Origin of the sequence: Rathayibacter sp. VKM Ac-2857, assembly GCF_013205025.1 — a bacterium.
Lineage (GTDB): Bacteria > Actinomycetota > Actinomycetes > Actinomycetales > Microbacteriaceae > Rathayibacter.
In genome coordinates this window covers 634,749-654,512 of the sequence record NZ_JABMLE010000001.1, presented here as the reverse complement: position 1 = coordinate 654,512, position 19,764 = coordinate 634,749, and the positions used below count along the sequence as shown (strand labels likewise).

Genomic DNA, 19,764 nt, shown 5'->3' with positions numbered 1-19,764 from the left:
CCGCACCCTGAGACCGTGCCGGCCGACAGTCGGCGCGTGCTCGAGCACGCCTGGAGCTTCGAGGCGATCGGCACCGCCTGGCAGATCGACACGGAAGCACCCCTCGCCGCGGTCGTGCGCGAGCGGGTCGAGGCCCGCATCGAGGCGTACGACCGCACGTGGTCGCGGTTCCGCGACGACTCCGCCGCCTCGCGACTGCGCGGCACCCCTGGGGAGCACGTCTTCCCGGAGGAGGCGGTCGAGCTGTTCGCCCTCTACGACGCGCTCTTCGCGCTGACCGGGGGAGGCGTCACGCCGTTCGTCGGCGACGCGCTCGAGCAGCTCGGCTACAACCCGGCCTACTCGCTGGTGCCGCGCGGCCCGGTCGTGCCCGCGCCGTCCTGGTCCGACGCCCGCGGCGGCGGGGGAGCGACGCTCCGCACCACCGCCGGGGTCGTCCTCGACGTCGGCGCGGCCGGCAAGGGGCAGCTCGTCGACCTCGTCCTCGACGAGCTCGCGAGCGTGGGCGTCGAGCGGGTCGTCGTCGACGCGAGCGGCGATCTCCGCGCCCGAGGCGCGGGCGCCTACCGCGTCGGCCTCGAGCACCCCTTCGACGCGAGCCGGGCGATCGGCGTCGCCGACCCGGGCGAGCGCGCGCTCTGCGCCTCGGCGGGCAACCGCCGGGTCTGGGGCGACGGACTGCACCACGTCCTCGACGGCCGGACCGGCCGCCCGGTCGACACGGTCGTCGCGACCTGGGTCGTCGCCGACAGCACCCTCGTCGCCGACGGACTCGCGACCGCCCTCTTCGTCTGCCCGCCCGAGGTGCTCGCCGAGCGCTTCGACTTCGAGTTCGTCCGCGTGCTCAGCACCGGCCGGCTGCACTACTCGCCCCGCTTCCCCGGAGAGGTCTTCTGATGATCGGCACCCTCGATCGCGCCCTCGGTCGCATCACCATGTACCGGCTGGTCTGGCTGACGCTCGCCGCGCTCCTCGTCGTCGCCCTCGGCTACTCCGCCGCCGGGCTGATCTTCTTCACGCCGATCGAGATCGCGGCGACAGCCGTGGTGGCGATCGTCTCGACGACCGGGGCGACCTGGCTGATCGCCCGGCTGGTCGGGTCGCCGGCCCACCTCGAGTCCTCGCTGGTGACCGGTCTGCTGATCGCGTTCCTGCTCTTCCCGACCGCGGAGCCGCGCGCGCTGCTCGTCGTCGCGCTGATCGGCGTGATCGCCGCCGCCTCCAAGTACCTGCTGGTCTGGCGGGGGCGCCACCTCTTCAACCCGGCCGCCGTCGCGGTGCTGATCGTCGGCATCGCGCAGGGACTGCTGCAGGACACCCCGTTCGCGGGCTCGCTGACCGCCGCGGCCTGGGCCCTGCCCACCGGAGCGCTCTGGCCGTGGGTGCTGCTGGGCGCACTGATCGTCGTCGCGCGGGTGCGCCGCTGGGCGATCGTCGTCGTGTACATCGCCGTCGCCGGCGCCGTCTCCGTGCTCAACTCGGTCGTGCTCGGCCAGGAACCGGGTTCCGCCTTGTCGCTCGTCCTGACCGCCTACCCGTTCGTGTTCGCCGGCGCCTTCATGCTGACCGAGCCGCTGACCCTCGCCCCGCGTCGCTCCCAGCAGCTGCTCGTCGCGGTCGTCGCGGCCCTGCTCACGACGGTCCCGTTCTCGCTCGGCCCGCTGCACGCGAGCCCCGAGCTCGGCCTGGTCGCCGGCAACGCGATCGCCTTCTTCTTCGGCCAGCGCCGCCGGCTCTCGCTCGAGCTGCGCTCCTCGAGCGTCATCGCGCCGGGCATCACGGAGTACCGCTTCGCCCCGCGGACGCCGGTGCGCTTCGAGGCGGGCCAGTGGCTCGAGCTCGACGTGCCGCACCGCTCCGACGGCCGGGGGAGCCGGCGCACCTTCTCGATCGCCTCCGCTCCCGCCGACGGCGAGATCGCCGTCGCGATGCGCCTGCCCGAGAAGGCGAGCAGCTTCAAGCGGGCGCTCGCCGGACTCGAGCCCGGCGCGGTCGTCCGCGCGACGAGTGTCGGCGGCGACTTCGTGCTGCCGGCCGATCCGGCGACGCCGCTGCTCCTGGTCGCGGGCGGGATCGGCATCACGCCGTTCGCGAGCCAGCTGACGGCGATCGCGGCCGGGCCGCAGCGGGACGTCGTCGTCGTCTACGCGGCGCCGCGGCTCGAGGACGTGGCGTACCGCGAGCTGCTGCGCGCCTCCGGTGCCCGTGTCGTGCTGGTCTCGCCCGAGGCCCCGGCGCGGCTGCCCGAGGGCTGGTCGCACGTGGCCGGCCGGATCACCGCCGAGCGCCTCGCCGACGCCGTGCCGGACGCCCCGCGCCGCGTCGGCTTCGTCTCCGGCTCGCCCGAGTTCGTCGACTCGGTCCGCGGCGCCCTGCGCGCGGCCGGTGCGAAGAAGGTCCGCACCGACGCCTTCGCCGGCTACTGATGCCGCCCGCGGGCGTTCAGGGGCGCGATCGGGGGGCCCTCTACACTGACGCGGTGCCGACCCCTGCCGCCTCAGCGACCGCCGCCCCCCGGGCCTCCTCGGGCCCGATCGCGTGGCTGCGCGAGAACCGCGACTCCGCCGCCGTGCTCTGGGGCGGCTTCGCGCTCGTGCACGTGCTGCTCTCGCTGCTCGCCCTGTTCGCCCCGGGTCTGCCGATGGGCGACGTCAGCATCGTCTACAAGGGCTGGATGCGGACCGCCGTCGAGGGTGGCGGGCTCGTCGGCTTCGACACGGGCTGGGTCTATCCGATCCTCGCCCTCGTGCCGATCAGCGCCGCCTGGCTCTTCGGCGAGGCGGGCTACGACCTGACCTGGCTCGCCGGCGTGATCGCGGTCGACGCGGCCGCCTTCGCGCTGCTCCTGCACCGGCGGATCCCGGCCCGACTCGCCGCGGCGCGCTGGTGGCTGCTCTTCCTGGTGCTCCTCGGGCCGATCGCCGTCGGCCGGATCGACGCGTTCACCGTTCCGCTCGCCATCGCCGGGCTGCTCTGGGCCTCGAGCCGGCCGGTGATCGCCGCGCTCGCGCTCACCGTCGCCACCTGGATCAAGGTCTGGCCCGCGGCCCTGCTGGGCGCCGCCGTCCTCGTGCTGCGCGGCCGCTGGCGGCTGGTGGCCGTCGGCGCCGGGCTCTCCGTCGCGATCATCGCCGGCGTGTACGCGCTCGGCGGCGGCGAGTACGTCTTCAGCTTCGTCACCGACCAGACGACGCGCGGCCTGCAGATCGAGGCGCCCGTCAGCATGCTCTGGATGTGGCTCTCGATCGGCGGCTGGGCCGGCAGCTACGTCTGGTACGCGGCCGACATCAACACCTTCGAGATGCACGGCCCCTTCACGAACGTCGCCGCCGAGCTGATGAACCCGGCGCTCGCGCTCGCGGTGATCGGCACCGTGCTGCTCGGCCTCCGGGCGCTGCGGGCGAAGGCGTCGCCGGTGCGGCTGCTGCCGCTGCTGAGCCTGGGGCTCGTACTCGTCCTGATCGACATCAACAAGGTGCTCTCGCCGCAGTACATCGTCTGGCTGGCGCCGCCCGTCATCGTCGGGCTCGTCGTCGCCGGTCGCGGCTTCGCGACGCCGGCCAAGCTGACGCTGGCGATCGCGGTGTTCACGCAGATCGTCTACCCGTACCTCTACCTCTTCCTGCTCTACTCCAACGCGGGGATGGTGCTGGCGCTCACCGTGCGCAACGTCCTGCTGCTCGTGCTGCTCGGCTGGGTGCTCCGCGAGCTGTGGCGGACGGGGAGCCGCGCTCCCGCTGCCGAGGGCGTGCGCGCCTAGGCTGGACGGCGGGTCCGGTGGTCGGATCCGCTGGGAGGTCCCTCGTGCTCGTCGCATTCTCCGTCGCTCCGTCCGGCGGTGAGGGCCCCGACGCCTCCGTCCACGACGCCGTCGCCGCCGCTGTCCGCATCGTCCGCGACTCCGGTCTGCCGAACCGCACGACCTCGATGTTCACCGAGATCGAGGGCGAGTGGGACGAGGTCTTCGACGTGATCAAGCGCGCCACCGAGGCGGTCGGCGCCTACGGCTCGCGGGTCTCGCTGGTGCTGAAGGCCGACATCCGGCCCGGCTACTCCGGCGAGATCGACGCCAAGATCGAGCGACTGGGCCGCGCGCTGGAGGAGTGAGCCGCGCGGGAGCGCTCTCCGACTCGAATCGTTTCGATCCGCTCCGATTCCTCGCTATCGTGGTCCGGTGACCCTCTCCCCGGCCCGGACCCGCCTCGCCCTGCTCGCCCTCGCGATGGGAGGCTTCGGCATCGGCTCGACCGAGTTCGTCGCGATGGGCCTGCTGCCGCAGCTCGCCGCGGACCTGCTCCCTGGCGTCTACGCGGTCAGCTCCGAGCAGGCCAACTCGCAGGCCGGGCTGCTGATCTCGGCGTACGCGCTCGGGGTCGTCGTCGGCGCCCCGACCATCGCCGCCGCGGCCGCGCGCTGGCCGCGCAAGCGCCTGCTGCTGATCCTGCTCGCGGCGTTCACGATCGGCACCGTCGCGTCGGCGCTGCTGCCGACCTTCCCGCTCGTGCTGGCCGCCCGCTTCGTCGCGGCGCTGCCGCACGGCGCGTACTTCGGCATCGCGTCGCTGGTCGCCGCCGATCTGATGGGGCCGGGCAAGCGCGGCAAGGGCGTCGCCTTCGTGCTCTCGGGGCTGACCATCGCGAACGTCGTCGGGGTGCCGGCCATCACCTGGGTGGGGCAGAACGCGGGCTGGCGCAGCGCCTACCTCGTCGTCGCGGCGATCTTCGCGGTCACCGTCGTCGCGGTCTGGCTGCTCGTGCCGTTCCAGCAGGGGAACCCGGGGGCGACCATGCGCAACGAGCTGAAGGCCTTCGGACGGCTGCAGGTCTGGATGACCCTCGCCATCGGCGCGATCGGCTTCGGCGGCCTCTTCGCGATGTACAGCTACATCACGCCGCTGTCGACGGAGGTGACCGGGCTGCCGCTGGGTGCGGTGCCGTGGATCCTGGTGGTGATCGGCCTGGGCATGACGGTCGGCAACCTCGCCGGCGGCTGGGCGGCCGACCGGAACGTGCGGCTCGCGCTCGTGGTGCTGTTCCTCGGGGTGCTCGTGTCTCTGATCGGCCTGGCGCTGACCGCGACGTCGGTCGTGGGCCTGGTCGTGTTCACGTTCCTCGCGGCGGGCTTCTCGGCGGGGGCGTCGCCGGCCATCCAGACCCGGCTGATGGACGTCGCCCGCGACAGCCAGACGATCGCAGCAGCGCTGAACCACTCGGCACTCAACATCGGCAATTCGGTCGGAGCGGCGCTGGGCGGCGTGACGATCGCCGCCGGCCTCGGCTACCTGTCGCCCATCTGGGTCGGCGTCGTCCTGACCGTCGCCGGCATCCTGCTCGCCTTCGCCAGCATCGCCATCGACCGCGCTCGCGGCACGGTGGACCCGCCGCGCGACCCGGCCCGCCCCGCCACCGGCAGCGTCCCGATCAACGCCCTGTAGGGCGGCGCCGCCGCACCTGCCGGCACCGGACGGGGGGTCTGCAGGCCGCCCTGCTGACGCCGGTGGGTCTCGATACGCCCCTGCGGGGCTACTCGACCAGCATGGAGCGCGCCTGCGGGGCTACTCGGCCGGCATGGAGCGCGCCTGCGGGGCTACTCGGCAGGCATGCGAGGGGGGCACGCATCTCGCGCGAGCGAGGACCGCACATGCTGATCGAGTAGCCCGCGGAGCGGGCGTATCGAGATCCACCACCGTCAGAAGGCGGGTCTGCCGAGCTCACGTGCGTGCGGTGGGCGGGTCTCGATACGCCCCTGCGGGGCTACTCGACCAGCATGATCGCAGCGCTACTCGACCAGCATGGGTCGGCGTCGCCCGGACCGTCGCGTCTGCAGACGCCGCCGACCACGCAGCGGCGCAGACGGAGATCCGCGTGCCAGCGGATCTCCGCAGCCGCCGCGAGACGCTCTGCGGAACGCGCCCCTCTCGCGGAGCCGACTGCGGCGCGGCGGGCGGGGACCGCCGCGCAATCGAACTCAGTCCGTTTCGATGAGAATCCCGTCGTGGATCGCGCGCTTGCGCAGCGCGACCTTGGTGCCGACGTCGATGCCGACCACGCGGTACTTCTCGCGGATCCGCTTGAGGTAGGACTTCGCGGTCTCCTCGGAGATGCCGAGCTCGAAGGCGACGGACTTGACGGGCTCGCCTCCGCCGTAGAGCGCCATGACGCGACGCTCCTGCGCGCTGAGCTTCGGGGCACCGTCGGAGTCGCCGGTGGAGAGCGCCATGTCGAGCTCGTGCGAGATGTAGGAGTGGCCGTCCTTGGCCGCGCGGATCGCCTCGACGATCATGTCGGCGTCCTCCGTCTTGACGAGGTAGCCGAGGGCGCCCGAGGCGAGCGCCTCGCGGACCACGGCCGGCTCGGAGTAGGTGCTCATCAGCACGGTCTTCACGCCGGTGGTCTTCAGGGTCGACAGCTTGACCGAGATCGGGATGTTGTCCTTGAGGTCGAGGTCGAGGAGCACGACGTCGACGGGGAACTCCGGGTGGGTGAGCAGCTCCGGCCAGGAGGCGACCGCGGCGACCAGCTGGATGTCCGAGGCGGCGCCGCGGATCCATTCCGTGAGGGCGCCGAGGAGCATCTTGTGATCGTCGACCACGGCGAGCGTGATCTTCGGTTCGGAGGTGGAGGTCATCGGTGTCCTTCGGCTCGGCGGGAGGGCGGGGCGGTCGTTGCTGCTCAACGGTCGGCCGGATTCTCGACGTGGCAGTCGATCTCGATCCGGAGCTCGTCGTCGTGGGAGGTGTCGCGGAACGACCCGACCTGTGCGATAGCCTCCCACGTCGCGGGATCGACTCCGCGCACGGGCACGCCCTCGGACTGCAGGGTGAGCGGCACCAGCAGGGTGCGCGGCGGGGCGTCGTCGCCGGGCTCGCGCGGTGCTCCGGCGTCCACGTGCAGGACGACCGTGAGCCCGGAGGCGCCGTCGAGGATGAGCCAGATGGCGGAGAGCAGGCCGTCGCGCTGCCGGTGGCTGAGCAGCCCGGCCGTTCCGTCGGGGTCGTGCAGCTCGACGAGCGGCGCGAGCAGCTCCGACTCCTGGATCGCGTGGTGCAGCCAGGTCTCGCGGCGCCCCTCTATCAGGTGCAGCCGGAGGCTGGTGGCGAGGGCGGCGGCGTGGGCGGCGCGCTGAGGATCGAGGGGGAGGGCCGTGGTGCCGTCGCCGACCTCGGCGAGCAGGCGCTCCGCGGCGAGGTCGAGGCGGGCGAGCTCCTCCGAGGCGAGCATGCCGACCGCGTAGCGCGGGCCGAGCGTGGTGCTCTGCACGAGGGCGCGGTCGATCTCCAGCTGGACCATCCGGCGGAAGCCGCGCATCATCACCACGGCCACGACGGCGGGCGCGAGGGTGACGGCGATCGCGCTGATGCGCACGGAGAACGAGGTCTCGTCGCCCGAGCCCATCGCGCCGTACGCGACGAGCTCGGCGGCGGCGATGACGAGGGCGACGGCGAGAATCTCGATGCTGCGGCGGTGCACGATCATCGCGGCCTGCGCGACGGCGGCGGCCACCGCCGCGGTCGGGACGGCGGCGGACGGGCCGTGCCCGGCGACGGCGATCAGATCGAGCGCCACCGCGCCGGCGCTCCCGATGAGCAGGGCGAGGTAGGCGGCCGGCGGCAGGCGCTGACCGCAGATGTGGATGGCGACGACGGTCGCGGTGAAGGAGGCGACGAGGAGCAGCCAGGCGAGGACGACCAGCCCGGGCCGGTCGTACTCCTCGACGGTGACGAGGAAGACCAGGAGCTCGTAGACCATCAGCGCCGCCGCGATCCCGTTCAGGCCGCTGCCGAGGTAGCTGGTGCCCAGCGTCTCCTGCTGCCCCTTCCTCGCCCCCGCCGCCCGCGGCGAGCGACTGCGAGGCGCCGAACCGACACCGGTCCCGCCGAGGAGCGGTGACGCGTTCTCGGTGCCGGCGCTCACTTCGGCACCTCCAGCACCACGGTCGTGCCCGAGCCGGGCGAGCTGAACAGCCGGGTGCGGCCGCCGACGTCCGCGAGCCGGGCGACGACCGACTCCTTGAAGCCGAGCTTGGTCGCGGGCACGGTGTCGATGTCGAAGCCCGCGCCGGCGTCCGTGACCATCGCGCGGACGGTCTGCTCGTCCTCGGTGATCGTCACGTCGGCCGAGTCGACCCCGGAGTGCCGGCGCACGTTCTCGAGGCACTCGGCGAGGGCGAGCAGGAAGGAGTCGAGTGCGGCGCCCTCGAGGACGACCTCGCCCGAGCCGTGCAGGACGACCTCGAGTCCCAGCCGCCCGAACCGGTCGCGGACGTCCTCGAGGGAGTTCGCGGCCGGCGACGAGGTGACGCTGGTCAGCTGGTACGAGCCGGACGCGCTCGGCGTCGGCGTGCCGCCGAGGCGCAGCTGGCGCAGCAGCTGGGCGTCCTGCGCGGCCTGGCGGCGCAGCGCGTCCTCGGAGACGCCGCGGCCGGAGTGGGCGAGCAGGGTGAGCGTCGCGAGCACCGTGTCGTGCAGGAGCCGCGCTCCCTGGCGGCGCTGCGCCTCCGTCTCGCTGGCCTGCCGCTCGACGCGGTGCGCGTTGCCGATGCTGTCGATGCGCCGGACGACCCGGGGGACCGCCGTGCTGATCCAGAGGGCGAAGCCGCAGAGCGTGCCCCAGGGGAGCAGGGTCTGCACGAGGGCGTTCGAGAGCATCGCGTCCGCCGCGACGATCGTGGAGACGAGGACGCTCGGCACGAGGACGGGCAGGAGCAGCAGCAGTCGGCGGACGGAGGTGGTCACCACCACGGCGACGGTGCTGGTGACGGCGTTGGCGGTGCCGACGAGCACGTAGCCCTCGAAGCCGGCGCCGGTGCCGACCGCCACGGCGAGGCCGATGCTCAGCAGCAGGCCGCCGGCGGCGAGGAGGAGCACCCAGAGCATCCGCCCGCTGCGGCCGAGCTGCAGGTGGACGACGGCGAGCCCCAGGATCAGCGCCACGGCGAACGGCACGGCGTCGGCATGCAGGGCGGCGGGGCCGAGGACCAGGGCGATCGCCGTGGCGTCGATCAGGAGGCCGATGCCGCAGGCGGACTGGCGGAGGAGACGATCGCGCTCGCGAGCGCTGCGGATCAACGGCACGGGCACGCTCCTTCCGGTGGGCGGCGCGGGGCGGACCCCCTCCTCACGATAGTCACTGCCCGCCGCACGGCCGGGAGGTGACCCCGGTTCGCCGCGTCAGACCGCGAGCAGCCTCGCGAGGTGCCCGCCGACCGCGTCGTCCTCGATCAGGAAGCCGTCGTGGCCGAAGGTCGAGGTGATCACCGCGACGTCGTCGCCGTCGATGTTGCCGCGCGCGTGCGCCGCGATGATCCGCTGCCCCTCGACGGGGAAGAGGCGGTCGCTGTCGATGCCGAGCACGAGCGTCGGGCTGGTGATCCGCTCGAGCGCCTCGGCCTCGCCGCCGCGACCGCGCCCGACGTCGTGGGAGTTCATCGCCTCGACGAGGGTGATGTAGCTGTTGGCGTCGAAGCGCCGGGTGAACTTGTTGCCGTGGAAGTCGAGGTAGGACTCGACCGCGAACCGGCCGCCGCCGCCGAGAGGGCTGAGCCCGGACTGCCAGCTCCGCTCGAAGCGGTCGTTGAGCTCGGACGGGCTGCGGTAGTTGAGCAGCGCCATCCGGCGCGCCAGCGCGAGGCCGTGGTACGGGCCCTTGCCGTCGCCGGCGTCGTAGTAGGCGCCGCCCGCGAAGGCGGCGTCGTTGCGGATCGCCTCGAGCTGGACGAAGTTGAGCGCGATCTGGTCCGAGGTGGCGCGCGGGGGAGCGGCGAGGACCGCGAGCCGGGCGACTCGCTCCGGGTGGTCGATGCCCCACTCGAGGGCCTGCATCCCGCCCATCGAGCCGCCGATGACGGTGTGCCAGCGGTCGATGCCGAGCCGGTCGGAGAAGAGCGTCTGCACGCCGACCTGGTCGCGGATCGTCGTGTACGGGAAGCGGGAGCCCCACTCGTGCCCGTCCGGTGCGAGGGAGGCGGGGCCGGTCGACCCCTGGCAGCCGCCGAGCATGTTAGGGGCGACGACGAAGTAGCGGTCGGTGTCGATCACGAGGCCGGGGCCGACGAGTCCGGACCACCAGCCGTCGGTCGCGTGGCCCGCGTCGCCGCGGCCGATCAGGTGCGAGTCGCCGGTGAGGGCGTGCAGGACGAGGATCGCGTTGTCGCGGGCGGGGGAGAGCTCGCCCCAGCTCTCATAGGCAACGCGGACGTGCGGGAGGCGGCCGCCGGCCTCGAAGGCGAACGGGCCGATCTCGACGAAGCGCCGGCCGCCGGGGTGGTCGCCCTCGCGCCAGGCGCCGGTGGCGGGCGGCTTGCCGATCACCGAGCGGAGCTGGCGCTCGGTGATGAACGCCGAAGGGACGGTGTCCTCGAGTGTCTGCTGCCAGTCCATAGCGGTGTCCATCGTGGCAGAGTGCGGCGAGGCGCCCGCCTTTGTTACGCGGGGGTGACGCCCGCCCGCCGATCGAGTAGGTCGCGGCGTGGACCCATGCTGATCGAGTAGGCCGCGGCCGCGGCCGTACGCCACATGCTGATCGAGCAAGTCACAACGCGGCCGTACGCTTCATGCTGATCGAGTAGGCCGCGGAGCGGCCGTATCGAGATCCGGCGTTGTCAGCACGGTGGGTCTCGATACGCCGCTGCGCGGCTACTCGACCAGCATGGAGCGCGGTCGCTCGACCAGCATGATGCTCAGGCGTTGGCGCGGGAGGCCTCGACGACGCTGCGGGCGGCCTGCAGGGCCTGGGCGAGGTCGGCGCGGAGGTCGTCGATGTTCTCGAGGCCGACCGAGAGGCGGACGAGCCCCGGCGTGACGCCGGCGGTGAGCTGCTGCTCCGGGGTGAGCTGCGAGTGCGTGGTCGACGCCGGGTGGATGACGAGCGAGCGGACGTCGCCGATGTTCGCCAGGTGCGAGAAGAGCACGAGCGAGTCGACGAAGGCGCGGCCCGCGTCCACCCCGCCCTTGAGCTCGAACGAGAGCACGGCGCCGACGCCCTTCGGCGCGTAGTGGTTCGCCGCCGCGTACCAGGGCGAGGTGGGCAGCCCCGAGTAGTTGACCGTCGCGATGTCGGAGTGGTTCTCGAGGTACTCCGCGATCTCCTGCGCGTTCTGCACGTGGCGCTCGATCCGCAGCGACAGGGTCTCGATGCCCTGGATCAGCTGCCAGGCGCTCGCCGGGGCGATCGAGGCGCCGAGGTCGCGCAGCAGCTGCACGCGGGCCTTGATGATGTACGCCAGGGAGTCGCCGACCGCGTCCGTGTACACGGCGCCGTGATACGAGTGGTCGGGCGTGGTCAGCCCGGGGAACTTCGCCGCGTTCGCGGTCCAGGAGAAGGTGCCGCCGTCGACGATCGCGCCGCCGATCACCGTGCCGTGACCGCCGAGGAACTTGGTCGCCGAGTGCACGATGATGTCCGCGCCGTGCTCGAACGGCCGGATCAGGTACGGCGTCGCGATCGTGTTGTCCACGATCAGCGGGACGCCCGCCGCGTGCGCGACATCGGCGACGGCGCGGATGTCGAGGATGTTGATCTTCGGGTTGCCGATGGTCTCGGCGAAGAAGAGCTTCGTGTTCGGGCGGACCGCGCGGCGCCACTCCTCCTGGTCGTCCTGGTTCTCGACGAAGGTCGTCTCGATGCCGAGCTTGGCCAGCGTGTACTTGAAGAGGTTGTAGGTGCCGCCGTAGATCGACGAGGACGAGACGAGGTGGTCGCCGGCCTGCGCGATGTTGAGGACCGCCGCGGTCTCGGCCGCCTGGCCGGACGCGAGCAGCAGCGCCCCGGAGCCGCCCTCGAGCGCGGTGAGGCGCTCCTCCACGACCGCCTGGGTCGGGTTCTGGATGCGCGTGTAGATGTTGCCGAACTCGGCGAGCGAGAAGAGGTTCTTCGCGTGCTCGGCGTTGTCGAAGACGTAGGAGGTGGTCTGGTAGATCGGGGTCGCGCGCGCCTTGGTGACGGGATCGGGCGCGGCTCCGGAGTGGATCTGCTTGGTCTCGAACTGCCACTTCTCGGAGTCGGTCATGGTGCATCCCATCGCATCGTCGGTTCGGAACGGAGGGCCGTTCCCCGTCGCGACGAGCCTAGGTGCGGGCCGTGGACGCGGCCAGGGCGCTCGACACACGGGGTAACCGCGCCGGGTCAGCGGCGGGTGCGGATCCCGGAGGTCGGCTGCGGGTCGCGCTTGGACCCGGTGGGGTCCGCGCGGTTCGCCCGCTCGGGCCGCTCGTCGGCGACCGGTGCGAACAGCCACTGAGCCCTCGGCTCGACGATCTTGTGGAACACGGTGCGCGTCCAGCCGAGCGAGAGCGCCACCGAGACGATGACGCAGAAGACGACCATCAGCACGAGCGCGAGAGTGCTCTCGGTCGCCGACAGCAGACCCGACTCCCGCAGCGGATAGAGGACGAAGCTGTGCAGCAGGTAGACGTACATCGTCGACTGGCCCCAGGCCGTCATCGCCGTGCGGCGGCGCGGGATCAGGCTGAACAGCGCGAGCGAGAGCACGACCGCGGCCGCCATCAGCGCCAGGCGGACGAGCCCCGCCCACCAGGCCGTCTCGCCGAGCGCGTCGTAGGGCCGGTCGTAGAAGAACCAGTAGCGCAGGTCGGCCGCGCGGAAGGCGTCGATGTTGACGGTCATCACGACGACCGTCGCGGCGAAGAGGGCGACGGCGATCACCCGCGAGAGCAGGATCTGCCGCGGCGTCAGATCGAGCCAGCGGTCCACCAGCAGCCGCGAGCCCGCCTTCCAGCCGCGCAGCCGCCAGCCGAAGACGAAGAACGGCAGGATCCCGATCGCGCGCGCCAGCGAGAACGTCGAGTCGATGTTGTCGTAGTAGCTGACGCCGACCGCGAGGACGACGCTGATCAGCAGCGGCCAGCGCAGCAGCGCCAGATAGGGGAGGACCAGCCGGAAGATGCCGAGCGCGAGCAGGAACCAGAGGGTCCAGCTCGGCTTGGTCGGGTTGAACTCCTGCTTGCCCTCGACCGCGAACTGCACCAGCGTCCAGATCGTCTCCATGATCAGGTAGGGCAGCAGGATGTCGGTCAGCACCCGGCGCATCGCGCGGGCGTTCGGCGCTCCGCCCTTGGAGAAGTAGCCGGAGATGATTGCGAAGGCCGGCATGTGGAAGGCGTAGATCGTCAGGTAGACGATCAGCGACGTGTCCGAGTTGGCGGTGAGCCGCTGGATCCCGTGCCCGATGACGACGAGCGCGACGCAGACGAAGCGGGCGTTGTCCCAGAGGGGCACGCGGCGCTTGGGGGGAGTGGGCGACCCGGCGGTGACGGGAGCCGGGTCGGCGGGCTGCATGCGGCCAGGCTAGCGTTGGCTCCGACGACGGAGTCGATGGTGTCCGAGGCTTGACGGAAAGAGGACGAGCGTGGTTCGACGCGTCGTGGTGACAGGAGCGAGTTCGGGGATCGGGGCGGCGACGGTCCGCCTGTTCCGCGAGCACGGCTGGGACGTCGTGGCGGTCGCCCGCCGCCGGGAGAGGCTGGAGGCGCTCGCCGCGGAGACCGGTGCGAGCGTGTTCGTCGCCGATCTGACCGACGCGGCCCAGGTCGACGCCCTGCGCGACCACCTCGCGGAGACCGGCGCGGTGCACGCGCTCGTCAACAACGCCGGCGGCGCCCTCGGCCTCGACTCGGTCGAGGCGTCCGACCCCGCCGACTGGACCCGGATGTTCGAGATCAACGTGCTCTCGGTCAAGCTCGTCACGAGCGCCCTGCTCCCGCTGCTGCGGGCGGGCATCGCCGACGCCGGCTCCGAGGGCTCGGCGGACGTCGTCACCGTCACCTCGATCGCCGGCCACGTCGCCTACGAGGGCGGCGGCGGCTACAACGCCGCGAAGTTCGCCGCGCATGCGCTCGTCGCGGTCCTCCGCCTCGAGCTCGCCGGCGAGCCGATCCGCGTGATCGAGATCGCGCCCGGCATGGTGCACACCGAGGAGTTCTCCCTCGTCCGCTTCGGCGGCGACAAGGAGCGGGCGGACAAGGTCTACGCCGAGGTCCCCGCCCCGCTGGTGGCCGAGGACGTCGCCGCGGCGATCGTCTCCTCCGTCGAGCTGCCGCCGCACGTCAACCTCGATCTGGTGACGATCAAGCCGGTCGCGCAGGCCGCTCCGCACAAGGTGATCAAGGGCGCGCTCACCCCGAAGGCGTGACAGGCGCCGCTCGCGAGGCCCCGTGATGTGACGCGGGGCCTCGCGACGCTCTAGCCTGTCCCTCATGGTTTCCGACGCCGACGACTCCGCCGCCCTCCTCGCCGCCACGGAGAAGGAGGTCCTCGGCTGGCTCGAGTTCGGTGACGCCGCTCGCCATCTCGCCGACGACGTCGTCGCCTCCGGCTACCGCCCCGAGCTGGTCGTGGCCATCGCGCGCGGCGGCCTGCTGCTCGCCGGCGCGGTCGCCTACGCGCTGGGCATCAAGAGCTGCGGTGCGCTGAACGTCGAGTTCTACACCGGCGTCGAGGCGCGGCTGGCCGCCCCCGTCGTGCTGCCGCCGCTGCTGGACGAGGCGTCGGTGCGCGGCAAGCGCATCCTCCTGGTCGACGACGTCTCCGACTCCGGCCACACCCTCGCCCTCTCGGTCGACCTGATCCGCGCGATGGGCGCGGAGGTGCAGACCGTCACCCTCTACACGAAGCCGCGCACGGTGCTCGAGCCCGACTTCTTCTGGCGGCGCACGCCGCGCTGGATCGTCTTCCCGTGGTCGGCTCTGCCCCCGGTGGCGGGGGCCCTCGCGGAGGACGACGAGTGAGCGTCCACCTGATCGGCGGCGGCGGCGGAGTCGAGCACGACCAGCAGCTCTACGGCGCCTTCCTGACCGAGGCGCACGACCGCGCCGTCGACGCCGGCCGCATCGAGGGCCCGCGGATCGCCATCGTCGTCGTCCACGACGGACTCGGCCCCGAGGTCTACGCCGGCTGGGCTGCGACGCTCGCGACGGCCGGCAAGCTCCTCCCGGTGGCAGTGATGAAGCCCGAGGGCGGTCGGATCGACCCGGCGGTCTTCGACGACGTCGACGGGATCTTCGTCGCCGGCGGACTGACGCCCGCGTACCGGGACGCGCTCGAGGCGTCGTTCCCGCGCCTGCGCGACCTCGTCTCGTCCGGAGTGCCCTACGCCGGCTACTCGGCGGGTGCGGCGGTGGCCGCCGACCGCGCGATCGTCGGCGGCTCGCGGATCGGCGGCGTCGCCGTCGCGCCGGAGCACGCGGCCGAGGAGCTGGACGAGGTGACGGTGCTCGAGGGCATCGGGCTCGTCGACGTCTCGATCGACGTGCACGCCGCGCAGTGGGGCACGCTCGGCCGTCTGGTCGCGGCCGTCGAGGCCGGACTGGTCGACGGCGGCGTCGCGATCGACGAGTCGACCGTCCTCACCGTCGGCACGGGCGCGCTGCGCGTCCGCGGCGCCGGCTCGGTCTGGCGCGCGAGCGCGGGCGAGGCCGGAGTGTCGGTCGCCACCCTCGCCGCGAGCTGAGCGTGGACCTGCGGGAGCTGGCCGGCGCCGGCCTGATCGACCGCGGCTGGGCCGAGGCGCTCGCCCCGGTCGCCGGCGACATCGCGGCGATGGGCGACTTCCTCCGCGCGGAGACGGCGGCCGGGCGGCCCTACCTGCCGGCCGGGGCGCAGGTGCTCCGCGCCTTCGCGGCCCCGCTCGAGGACGTGCGCGTCCTGATCGTCGGGCAGGACCCGTACCCGACTCCGGGGCACCCGATCGGGCTGTCCTTCGCCGTGGACCGGCATGTCCGGCCGCTGCCGCGGAGCCTGCGGAACATCTACCGCGAGCTGCGGGACGACCTCGGCGTCGCCCCGCCCGAGCACGGCGACCTCAGCGGCTGGACCCGCAGCGGCGTGCTGCTGCTCAACCGGGTCCTCACCGTCGCACCGGGTGCGCCCGCCTCGCACCGCGGCAAGGGCTGGGAGCGGGTCACCGAGCACGCGATCCGCACGCTCGTCGCCCGGGAGCAGCCGCTCGTCGCGATCCTCTGGGGGCGCGACGCGGCGAATCTGCGACCGCTGCTGGGCGACTCCGGCATCGTCGAGAGCGCCCACCCCAGCCCGCTGTCCGCCTCGCGCGGCTTCTTCGGCTCGCGGCCGTTCAGCCGCGCGAACGAGCTGCTGGCCGAGCGCGGGGCCGAACCGGTCGACTGGGCTCTCCTGGACTGACCCGCGCGCGGCCCGCCGCGGGTGCGGCGCTCCGCCGCCCCGGCTACGCTGGCCCGGATCCCGGCCGTCGCCCGGGAGCGCAGACGCCCACCACCACCGCCGAGAAGGAGCGAGATGCTCGAGGAAGAGTACGAGCAGCGCCGGGTCCTCCCGCCGCACCTGCGGCGACAGCCCGCCCCCGAGCCGGAGTTCTCCTTCGAGATCCGCGAGGCGCGCGACGCCGATCTGCCGGACATCCAGGAGATCTACAACCACTACGTCCGGAACACCGTGGTGACCTTCGACGAGGACGACTCGACGCTGAAGGAGTGGCGCTCCAAGTTCGCGCGGAACCAGAAGCTCGGGCTGCCGTTCATCGTGGCCGTCTCGCCGTCCGGTCAGATCCTGGGCTACGCGATGGTGTCGCCGTGGTCGTCCAAGCGCGCCTACCGGTTCACCGTCGAGAACTCGATCTACCTCCGCGCCGCCTCGACCGGCAAGGGCCTCGGCAAGGCGCTGATGACCGAGCTGCTCGAGCGCGCGAAGGCCGTCGGCATCCGCCAGGTCATGGCCGTCATCGCGGACAAGGGCGCCGAGGCGTCGCTGACGATGCACGCGAAGTACGGCTTCGTCGAGGTCGGCCGGATGGGCCGGGTCGGCTTCAAGTTCGAGCGCTGGCTGAGCACGGTGCTGATGCAGAAGACCCTGAAGTAGCGCTGCCGGTCTCTCTGCGAATGCGCCGGACTCCGCCGGACGTCGCGGGGTCCTTCCCTACACTTGTCGGCATGGAATGGCTCGTCCCGCTCATCATCGTCGTCGTGCTCGTCGTGGTCCTCGGGATCTACCTCTGGGCGACCTACAACTCCCTGGTCACGCTGAACGTCCGCGTGGACGAGGCCTGGAGCGACATCACCGTCCAGCTGAAGCGGCGGGCGGATCTGATCCCGAACGTCATCGACTCGGTCAAGGGCTACGCCTCGCACGAGCGGCAGGTGTTGGACTCGGTGACACGCGCCCGGGCCGAGACGCTCTCCGCGCAGGGGCCCGCCGAGGCGTCGGCCGCCGAGGACCACATGCAGAAGGCGCTGAAGTCGATCTTCGCCGTGGCGGAGGCGTACCCGCAGCTGCAGGCCAGCCAGAACTTCTTGCAGTTGCAGGGCGAGCTGGTCGACTCGGAGGACAAGATCCAGTCCGCCCGCCGCTTCTACAACGGCGGCGTCCGCGAGATGAACACCAAGGTCACCGTCTTCCCGAACACGCTCTTCTCCCGCCGCCTCGGCTTCTCCGAGCGCGAGTTCTTCGAGGTCGGCGACCTCGCCGCCATCTCGGAGCCGCCCCGCGTCCAGTTCTGACGCCACGGAGGAGGCGGCCGGCAGATGCCGGTCGGGTGACCGCGGAGCGGTGCATCCATGCTGGTCGCTGAGCCGCGGGGCGTTGCAGTCATGCTGGTCGAGTAGCCCCGTAGGGGCGTATCGAGACCCGCCGTCATCAACACGCCAGGTCTGCAGACTCGACTTCTGACGCTGGTGGATCTCGATACGCCCGCTGCGCGGGCTACTCGATCAGCATGGAAGAGTGCGCGGTCTGGTGGTGCGGGGCCGCACAGCGGCGCTTCCGCCATGGTGGTCGAGTAGCCGCGCAGCGGCGTATCGAGACCCGGCGTCGTTCAGCGCGCAGCAGGCGCGCCGGCCGCGAGCGGGCCGCCGTCGAGCGTCGTCAGGTAGTCGTCGAAGACCGGTGCCGGGTCCGTGCCCGTCGCGACGGCGTCCACGAGGGCCCGCCGCACCAGCGCGAGCACGACCGTGGCGAGCACGGCCGCGCGCGGCTCGTCCGCTGCGGGGAGCCCCATCCGCTGCGCGATGCTCGGGGTGAGCGCGGCCTCGCCGTCGTGCAGCGACTGCGCCCAGACCGCGCGCATGCCGGGCGTCTCGGTGAGCAGCGGCATCAGCCGCAGCGTCCGCTCCAGCTGCGGACCGGAGGCCGCCGCGGCGAACGCGGCGCCCAGCGCGGTGTTGAGCGATTCGGCGGCGGGCCGCGCCACGAGCTCGCGCCCCATCGCGGCGATCGCCGCGTAGAGCACGGGCCGCACGCAGTCCTCCTTTCCGCCGAGGTAGCGGTGGAAGGTGCGCAGCGAGATCCCCGCGGCGTGCGCCAGATCGATCGAGCTGACGCCCTTGATCGTGCCGCGCTCGAGCAGCAGGCCCACGCACTTCTCCGACAGGGCGAGCGCGATCGGCCCCTGCCGCTCCTGCGGACCGCTCATGCGAGGACCTCCCGGTGCCCGGCGGTGAGCGCGACGAGGAGATCCGCCGCCAGCGTGCCGCGGCCGACGACGTCGACCGAGTCGAGCCCCTGCCAGTGCGCGGCGGTGACGAGCAGCGCGGCGAGACGCTCGGCGGTGTCCGGCGGCGCTCCCGGCTCGCGCCAGGCCGCCTGCACCCGCAGCACGCCGTTCTGCCGGTCGCTCTTGAGGTCGACCCGCGCCGCGATCACGTCGTCGAGCAGGACGGGCAGCACGTAGTAGCCGTGCACGCGCTGGGCCGCGGGGGTGTAGATCTCGATCCGGTAGTGGAAGTCGAAGAAGAGCTCGGCGCGCGGGCGGTGCCACACCACGGGATCGAAGGGCGAGAGCAGCGCGTCGGCCCGCAGCTCGCGAGGGCGCCGCGCCGCCGCGTGCCGCCAGAGCGGCAGCGGCCGGCCCGAGCGCTCCCAGCCGCGGACCTCGACGGGCACCAGCTCGCCGGCGTCGACCAGGTCGTGCACGGCCGCGAGCGTCGGCGCCTTCAGCAGCCGGTGGTAGTCGGCCAGATCGCCGAGGGTGCCGACGCCGAGCGCGAGGGCGGAGCGGCGCACCAGCTCGCGGACCGCGTCCTCGGTGGAGACCTCGGCGTCGAGCACCTCGCGGGGCAGCACCTGCTCGGCGAGCGCGTAGGAGCGCTCGAACCGCGTGCGCCCGGCCGTCACCACCTCGCCCCAGCGGAAGAGCACCTCGAGACCGCGCTTCATGTCGGACCAGCCCCACCACGGACCCGTGCGGGTGTTCGCCTCGTGCTCGATCTCCGAGGCGCGCAGCGGCCCGTCGGCGAGCGCGGCCCGGAGCCAGTCGAGCGTGGACCGGTTCTCGGCCGCCCAGCCCTCGTGCTCGGGCAGGCGGACGCGGCGGTAGTGCTCCATTCGCCAGCGGTAGAGAGGGAGGTCGGCACGCCGGATCAGCGCCGCCTCGTGCGCCCAGTACTCGAGGTAGTGGCCCTTCGGCGAGAACGCGACCGCGTCGAGGAGGGCGCGGTCGTAGGGACCGAGGCGGGCGAGGACGGGGAGGTAGTGGCTCCGCTCGAAGACGTTGACCGAGTCGAGCTGCAGCGGCCGGATCCGGTCGATCACACCGAGGATCTGCCGCGTGCCGACCCGCGGCGGCGGCGCGGCACCGAAGCCCTGGGCGGCCAGGGCGATGCGGCGCGCGAGGGCGGGGCTGAGCTGCTCGGTCATGGTGTCACCACGCTAGCGAAGGCCGCCGACATCGGCGGATCCCGCCCCGGCGCCGAGTGTTCCCGTCCGGTTCATCCGGGCGGCCCCGGGATGTCGGGAGCCGCCCCTACGTTTCCCGAGGCGCCCGCAGGGGCCCACCCACCCG

At 72.6% G+C, this 19,764-nt stretch carries 19 protein-coding genes; 11 read left to right on the top strand and 8 right to left on the bottom strand.

Annotated elements, in window-relative coordinates:
• Nucleotides 1–15 precede the first annotated feature (15 nt).
• The 5 genes from HQQ86_RS02945 (at nt 16) to HQQ86_RS02925 (ending at nt 5,434) form a co-directional block, all read left to right on the top strand.
• Complete coding sequence (locus HQQ86_RS02945; RefSeq protein ID WP_367948529.1) at nt 16–897, top strand: FAD:protein FMN transferase; 882 nt, start codon at nt 16–18, stop codon at nt 895–897.
• The gene (locus HQQ86_RS02940) at nt 897–2,426 is read left to right on the top strand and encodes an RnfABCDGE type electron transport complex subunit D (protein ID WP_173286325.1); all 1,530 of its coding nucleotides are present in this window, start codon (nt 897–899) and stop codon (nt 2,424–2,426) included. Before HQQ86_RS02945 ends, HQQ86_RS02940 begins: the two co-directional genes overlap by 1 nt.
• Nucleotides 2,427–2,479: 53 nt before the next feature.
• Nucleotides 2,480–3,760, top strand: coding sequence for a glycosyltransferase 87 family protein (locus HQQ86_RS02935; protein ID WP_173286323.1), 1,281 nt, complete (start codon nt 2,480–2,482; stop codon nt 3,758–3,760).
• Nucleotides 3,761–3,804: 44 nt separating this feature from the next.
• Entirely contained in the window at nt 3,805–4,107 is a 303-nt protein-coding gene (locus tag HQQ86_RS02930; protein WP_123702710.1) for a thiamine-binding protein, read from the top strand.
• A 115-nt stretch (nt 4,108–4,222) separates the two neighbouring features.
• Nucleotides 4,223–5,434: an MFS transporter gene (locus HQQ86_RS02925; RefSeq protein ID WP_173287483.1), complete on the top strand. Its 1,212-nt coding sequence runs from the start codon at nt 4,223–4,225 to the stop codon at nt 5,432–5,434.
• 533 nt (nt 5,435–5,967) lie between these two features.
• Here HQQ86_RS02925 and HQQ86_RS02920 read toward each other — a convergent pair.
• The 6 genes from HQQ86_RS02920 to HQQ86_RS02895 all read right to left on the bottom strand — a co-directional run bounded on the left by HQQ86_RS02920 (nt 5,968) and on the right by HQQ86_RS02895 (nt 13,295).
• A complete protein-coding gene (locus tag HQQ86_RS02920) occupies nt 5,968–6,627 on the bottom strand; it encodes a response regulator (RefSeq protein WP_173286321.1) in 660 nt (219 codons plus the stop codon).
• Between the two features lie 44 nt (nt 6,628–6,671).
• Nucleotides 6,672–7,913 carry a hypothetical protein gene (locus HQQ86_RS02915; protein ID WP_173286320.1) on the bottom strand — a complete coding sequence of 414 codons (1,242 nt, stop codon included), beginning with the start codon at nt 7,911–7,913 and terminating at the stop codon, nt 6,672–6,674.
• A complete protein-coding gene (locus HQQ86_RS02910) occupies nt 7,910–9,073 on the bottom strand; it encodes a sensor histidine kinase (RefSeq protein ID WP_367948528.1) in 1,164 nt (387 codons plus the stop codon). Before HQQ86_RS02910 ends, HQQ86_RS02915 begins: the two co-directional genes overlap by 4 nt.
• Nucleotides 9,074–9,169: 96 nt before the next feature.
• Nucleotides 9,170–10,378 carry a homoserine O-acetyltransferase gene (locus HQQ86_RS02905; RefSeq protein ID WP_173287481.1) on the bottom strand — a complete coding sequence of 403 codons (1,209 nt, stop codon included), beginning with the start codon at nt 10,376–10,378 and terminating at the stop codon, nt 9,170–9,172.
• Between the two features lie 299 nt (nt 10,379–10,677).
• Nucleotides 10,678–12,006 carry a bifunctional o-acetylhomoserine/o-acetylserine sulfhydrylase gene (locus HQQ86_RS02900; protein ID WP_123445398.1) on the bottom strand — a complete coding sequence of 443 codons (1,329 nt, stop codon included), beginning with the start codon at nt 12,004–12,006 and terminating at the stop codon, nt 10,678–10,680.
• 116 nt (nt 12,007–12,122) lie between these two features.
• Entirely contained in the window at nt 12,123–13,295 is a 1,173-nt protein-coding gene (locus HQQ86_RS02895) for an acyltransferase family protein (protein ID WP_173286318.1), read from the bottom strand.
• A gap of 70 nt (nt 13,296–13,365) precedes the next feature.
• Between HQQ86_RS02895 and HQQ86_RS02890 the strand changes: the two genes are divergently transcribed.
• The 6 genes from HQQ86_RS02890 (at nt 13,366) to HQQ86_RS02865 (ending at nt 17,485) form a co-directional block, all read left to right on the top strand.
• Nucleotides 13,366–14,148, top strand: coding sequence for an SDR family NAD(P)-dependent oxidoreductase (locus HQQ86_RS02890; protein WP_320526543.1), 783 nt, complete (start codon nt 13,366–13,368; stop codon nt 14,146–14,148).
• 64 nt (nt 14,149–14,212) lie between these two features.
• Complete coding sequence (locus tag HQQ86_RS02885; RefSeq protein ID WP_123445400.1) at nt 14,213–14,743, top strand: phosphoribosyltransferase; 531 nt, start codon at nt 14,213–14,215, stop codon at nt 14,741–14,743.
• The gene (locus HQQ86_RS02880) at nt 14,740–15,465 is read left to right on the top strand and encodes a Type 1 glutamine amidotransferase-like domain-containing protein (protein WP_173286316.1); all 726 of its coding nucleotides are present in this window, start codon (nt 14,740–14,742) and stop codon (nt 15,463–15,465) included. The genes HQQ86_RS02885 and HQQ86_RS02880 overlap by 4 nt, the downstream gene beginning before the upstream one ends.
• Nucleotides 15,462–16,154 carry a uracil-DNA glycosylase gene (locus HQQ86_RS02875; RefSeq protein ID WP_173287479.1) on the top strand — a complete coding sequence of 231 codons (693 nt, stop codon included), beginning with the start codon at nt 15,462–15,464 and terminating at the stop codon, nt 16,152–16,154. The genes HQQ86_RS02880 and HQQ86_RS02875 overlap by 4 nt, the downstream gene beginning before the upstream one ends.
• 114 nt (nt 16,155–16,268) lie before the next feature.
• Entirely contained in the window at nt 16,269–16,847 is a 579-nt protein-coding gene (locus HQQ86_RS02870; RefSeq protein ID WP_173286314.1) for a GNAT family N-acetyltransferase, read from the top strand.
• 71 nt (nt 16,848–16,918) lie between these two features.
• Nucleotides 16,919–17,485 (top strand): LemA family protein, encoded by a 567-nt coding sequence (locus HQQ86_RS02865; protein WP_173286312.1) that lies wholly within the window; start codon nt 16,919–16,921, stop codon nt 17,483–17,485.
• A gap of 314 nt (nt 17,486–17,799) precedes the next feature.
• Here HQQ86_RS02865 and HQQ86_RS02860 read toward each other — a convergent pair whose 3' ends face one another.
• Nucleotides 17,800–18,396, bottom strand: coding sequence for a TetR/AcrR family transcriptional regulator (locus HQQ86_RS02860; RefSeq protein ID WP_173286310.1), 597 nt, complete (start codon nt 18,394–18,396; stop codon nt 17,800–17,802).
• Nucleotides 18,393–19,619: a winged helix-turn-helix domain-containing protein gene (locus tag HQQ86_RS02855; RefSeq protein WP_173286308.1), complete on the bottom strand. Its 1,227-nt coding sequence runs from the start codon at nt 19,617–19,619 to the stop codon at nt 18,393–18,395. Before HQQ86_RS02855 ends, HQQ86_RS02860 begins: the two co-directional genes overlap by 4 nt.
• Between the last annotated feature and the right edge of the window lie 145 nt (nt 19,620–19,764).

Excerpts from the sequence above, each read along its gene's own strand:
- HQQ86_RS02940 (WP_173286325.1), top strand. The coding sequence starts at position 897 with ATGATCGGCACCCTCGATCGCGCCCTCGGTCGCATCACCATGTACCGG.
- HQQ86_RS02925 (WP_173287483.1), top strand. The coding sequence starts at position 4,223 with ATGGGAGGCTTCGGCATCGGCTCGACCGAGTTCGTCGCGATGGGCCTG.
- HQQ86_RS02920 (WP_173286321.1), bottom strand. The coding sequence starts at position 6,627 with ATGACCTCCACCTCCGAACCGAAGATCACGCTCGCCGTGGTCGACGAT.
- HQQ86_RS02905 (WP_173287481.1), bottom strand. The coding sequence starts at position 10,378 with ATGGACTGGCAGCAGACACTCGAGGACACCGTCCCTTCGGCGTTCATC.
- HQQ86_RS02900 (WP_123445398.1), bottom strand. The coding sequence starts at position 12,006 with ATGACCGACTCCGAGAAGTGGCAGTTCGAGACCAAGCAGATCCACTCC.
- HQQ86_RS02895 (WP_173286318.1), bottom strand. The coding sequence starts at position 13,295 with ATGCAGCCCGCCGACCCGGCTCCCGTCACCGCCGGGTCGCCCACTCCC.
- HQQ86_RS02885 (WP_123445400.1), top strand. The coding sequence starts at position 14,213 with ATGGTTTCCGACGCCGACGACTCCGCCGCCCTCCTCGCCGCCACGGAG.
- HQQ86_RS02870 (WP_173286314.1), top strand. The coding sequence starts at position 16,269 with ATGCTCGAGGAAGAGTACGAGCAGCGCCGGGTCCTCCCGCCGCACCTG.
- HQQ86_RS02865 (WP_173286312.1), top strand. The coding sequence starts at position 16,919 with ATGGAATGGCTCGTCCCGCTCATCATCGTCGTCGTGCTCGTCGTGGTC.
- HQQ86_RS02860 (WP_173286310.1), bottom strand. The coding sequence starts at position 18,396 with ATGAGCGGTCCGCAGGAGCGGCAGGGGCCGATCGCGCTCGCCCTGTCG.
- HQQ86_RS02855 (WP_173286308.1), bottom strand. The coding sequence starts at position 19,619 with ATGACCGAGCAGCTCAGCCCCGCCCTCGCGCGCCGCATCGCCCTGGCC.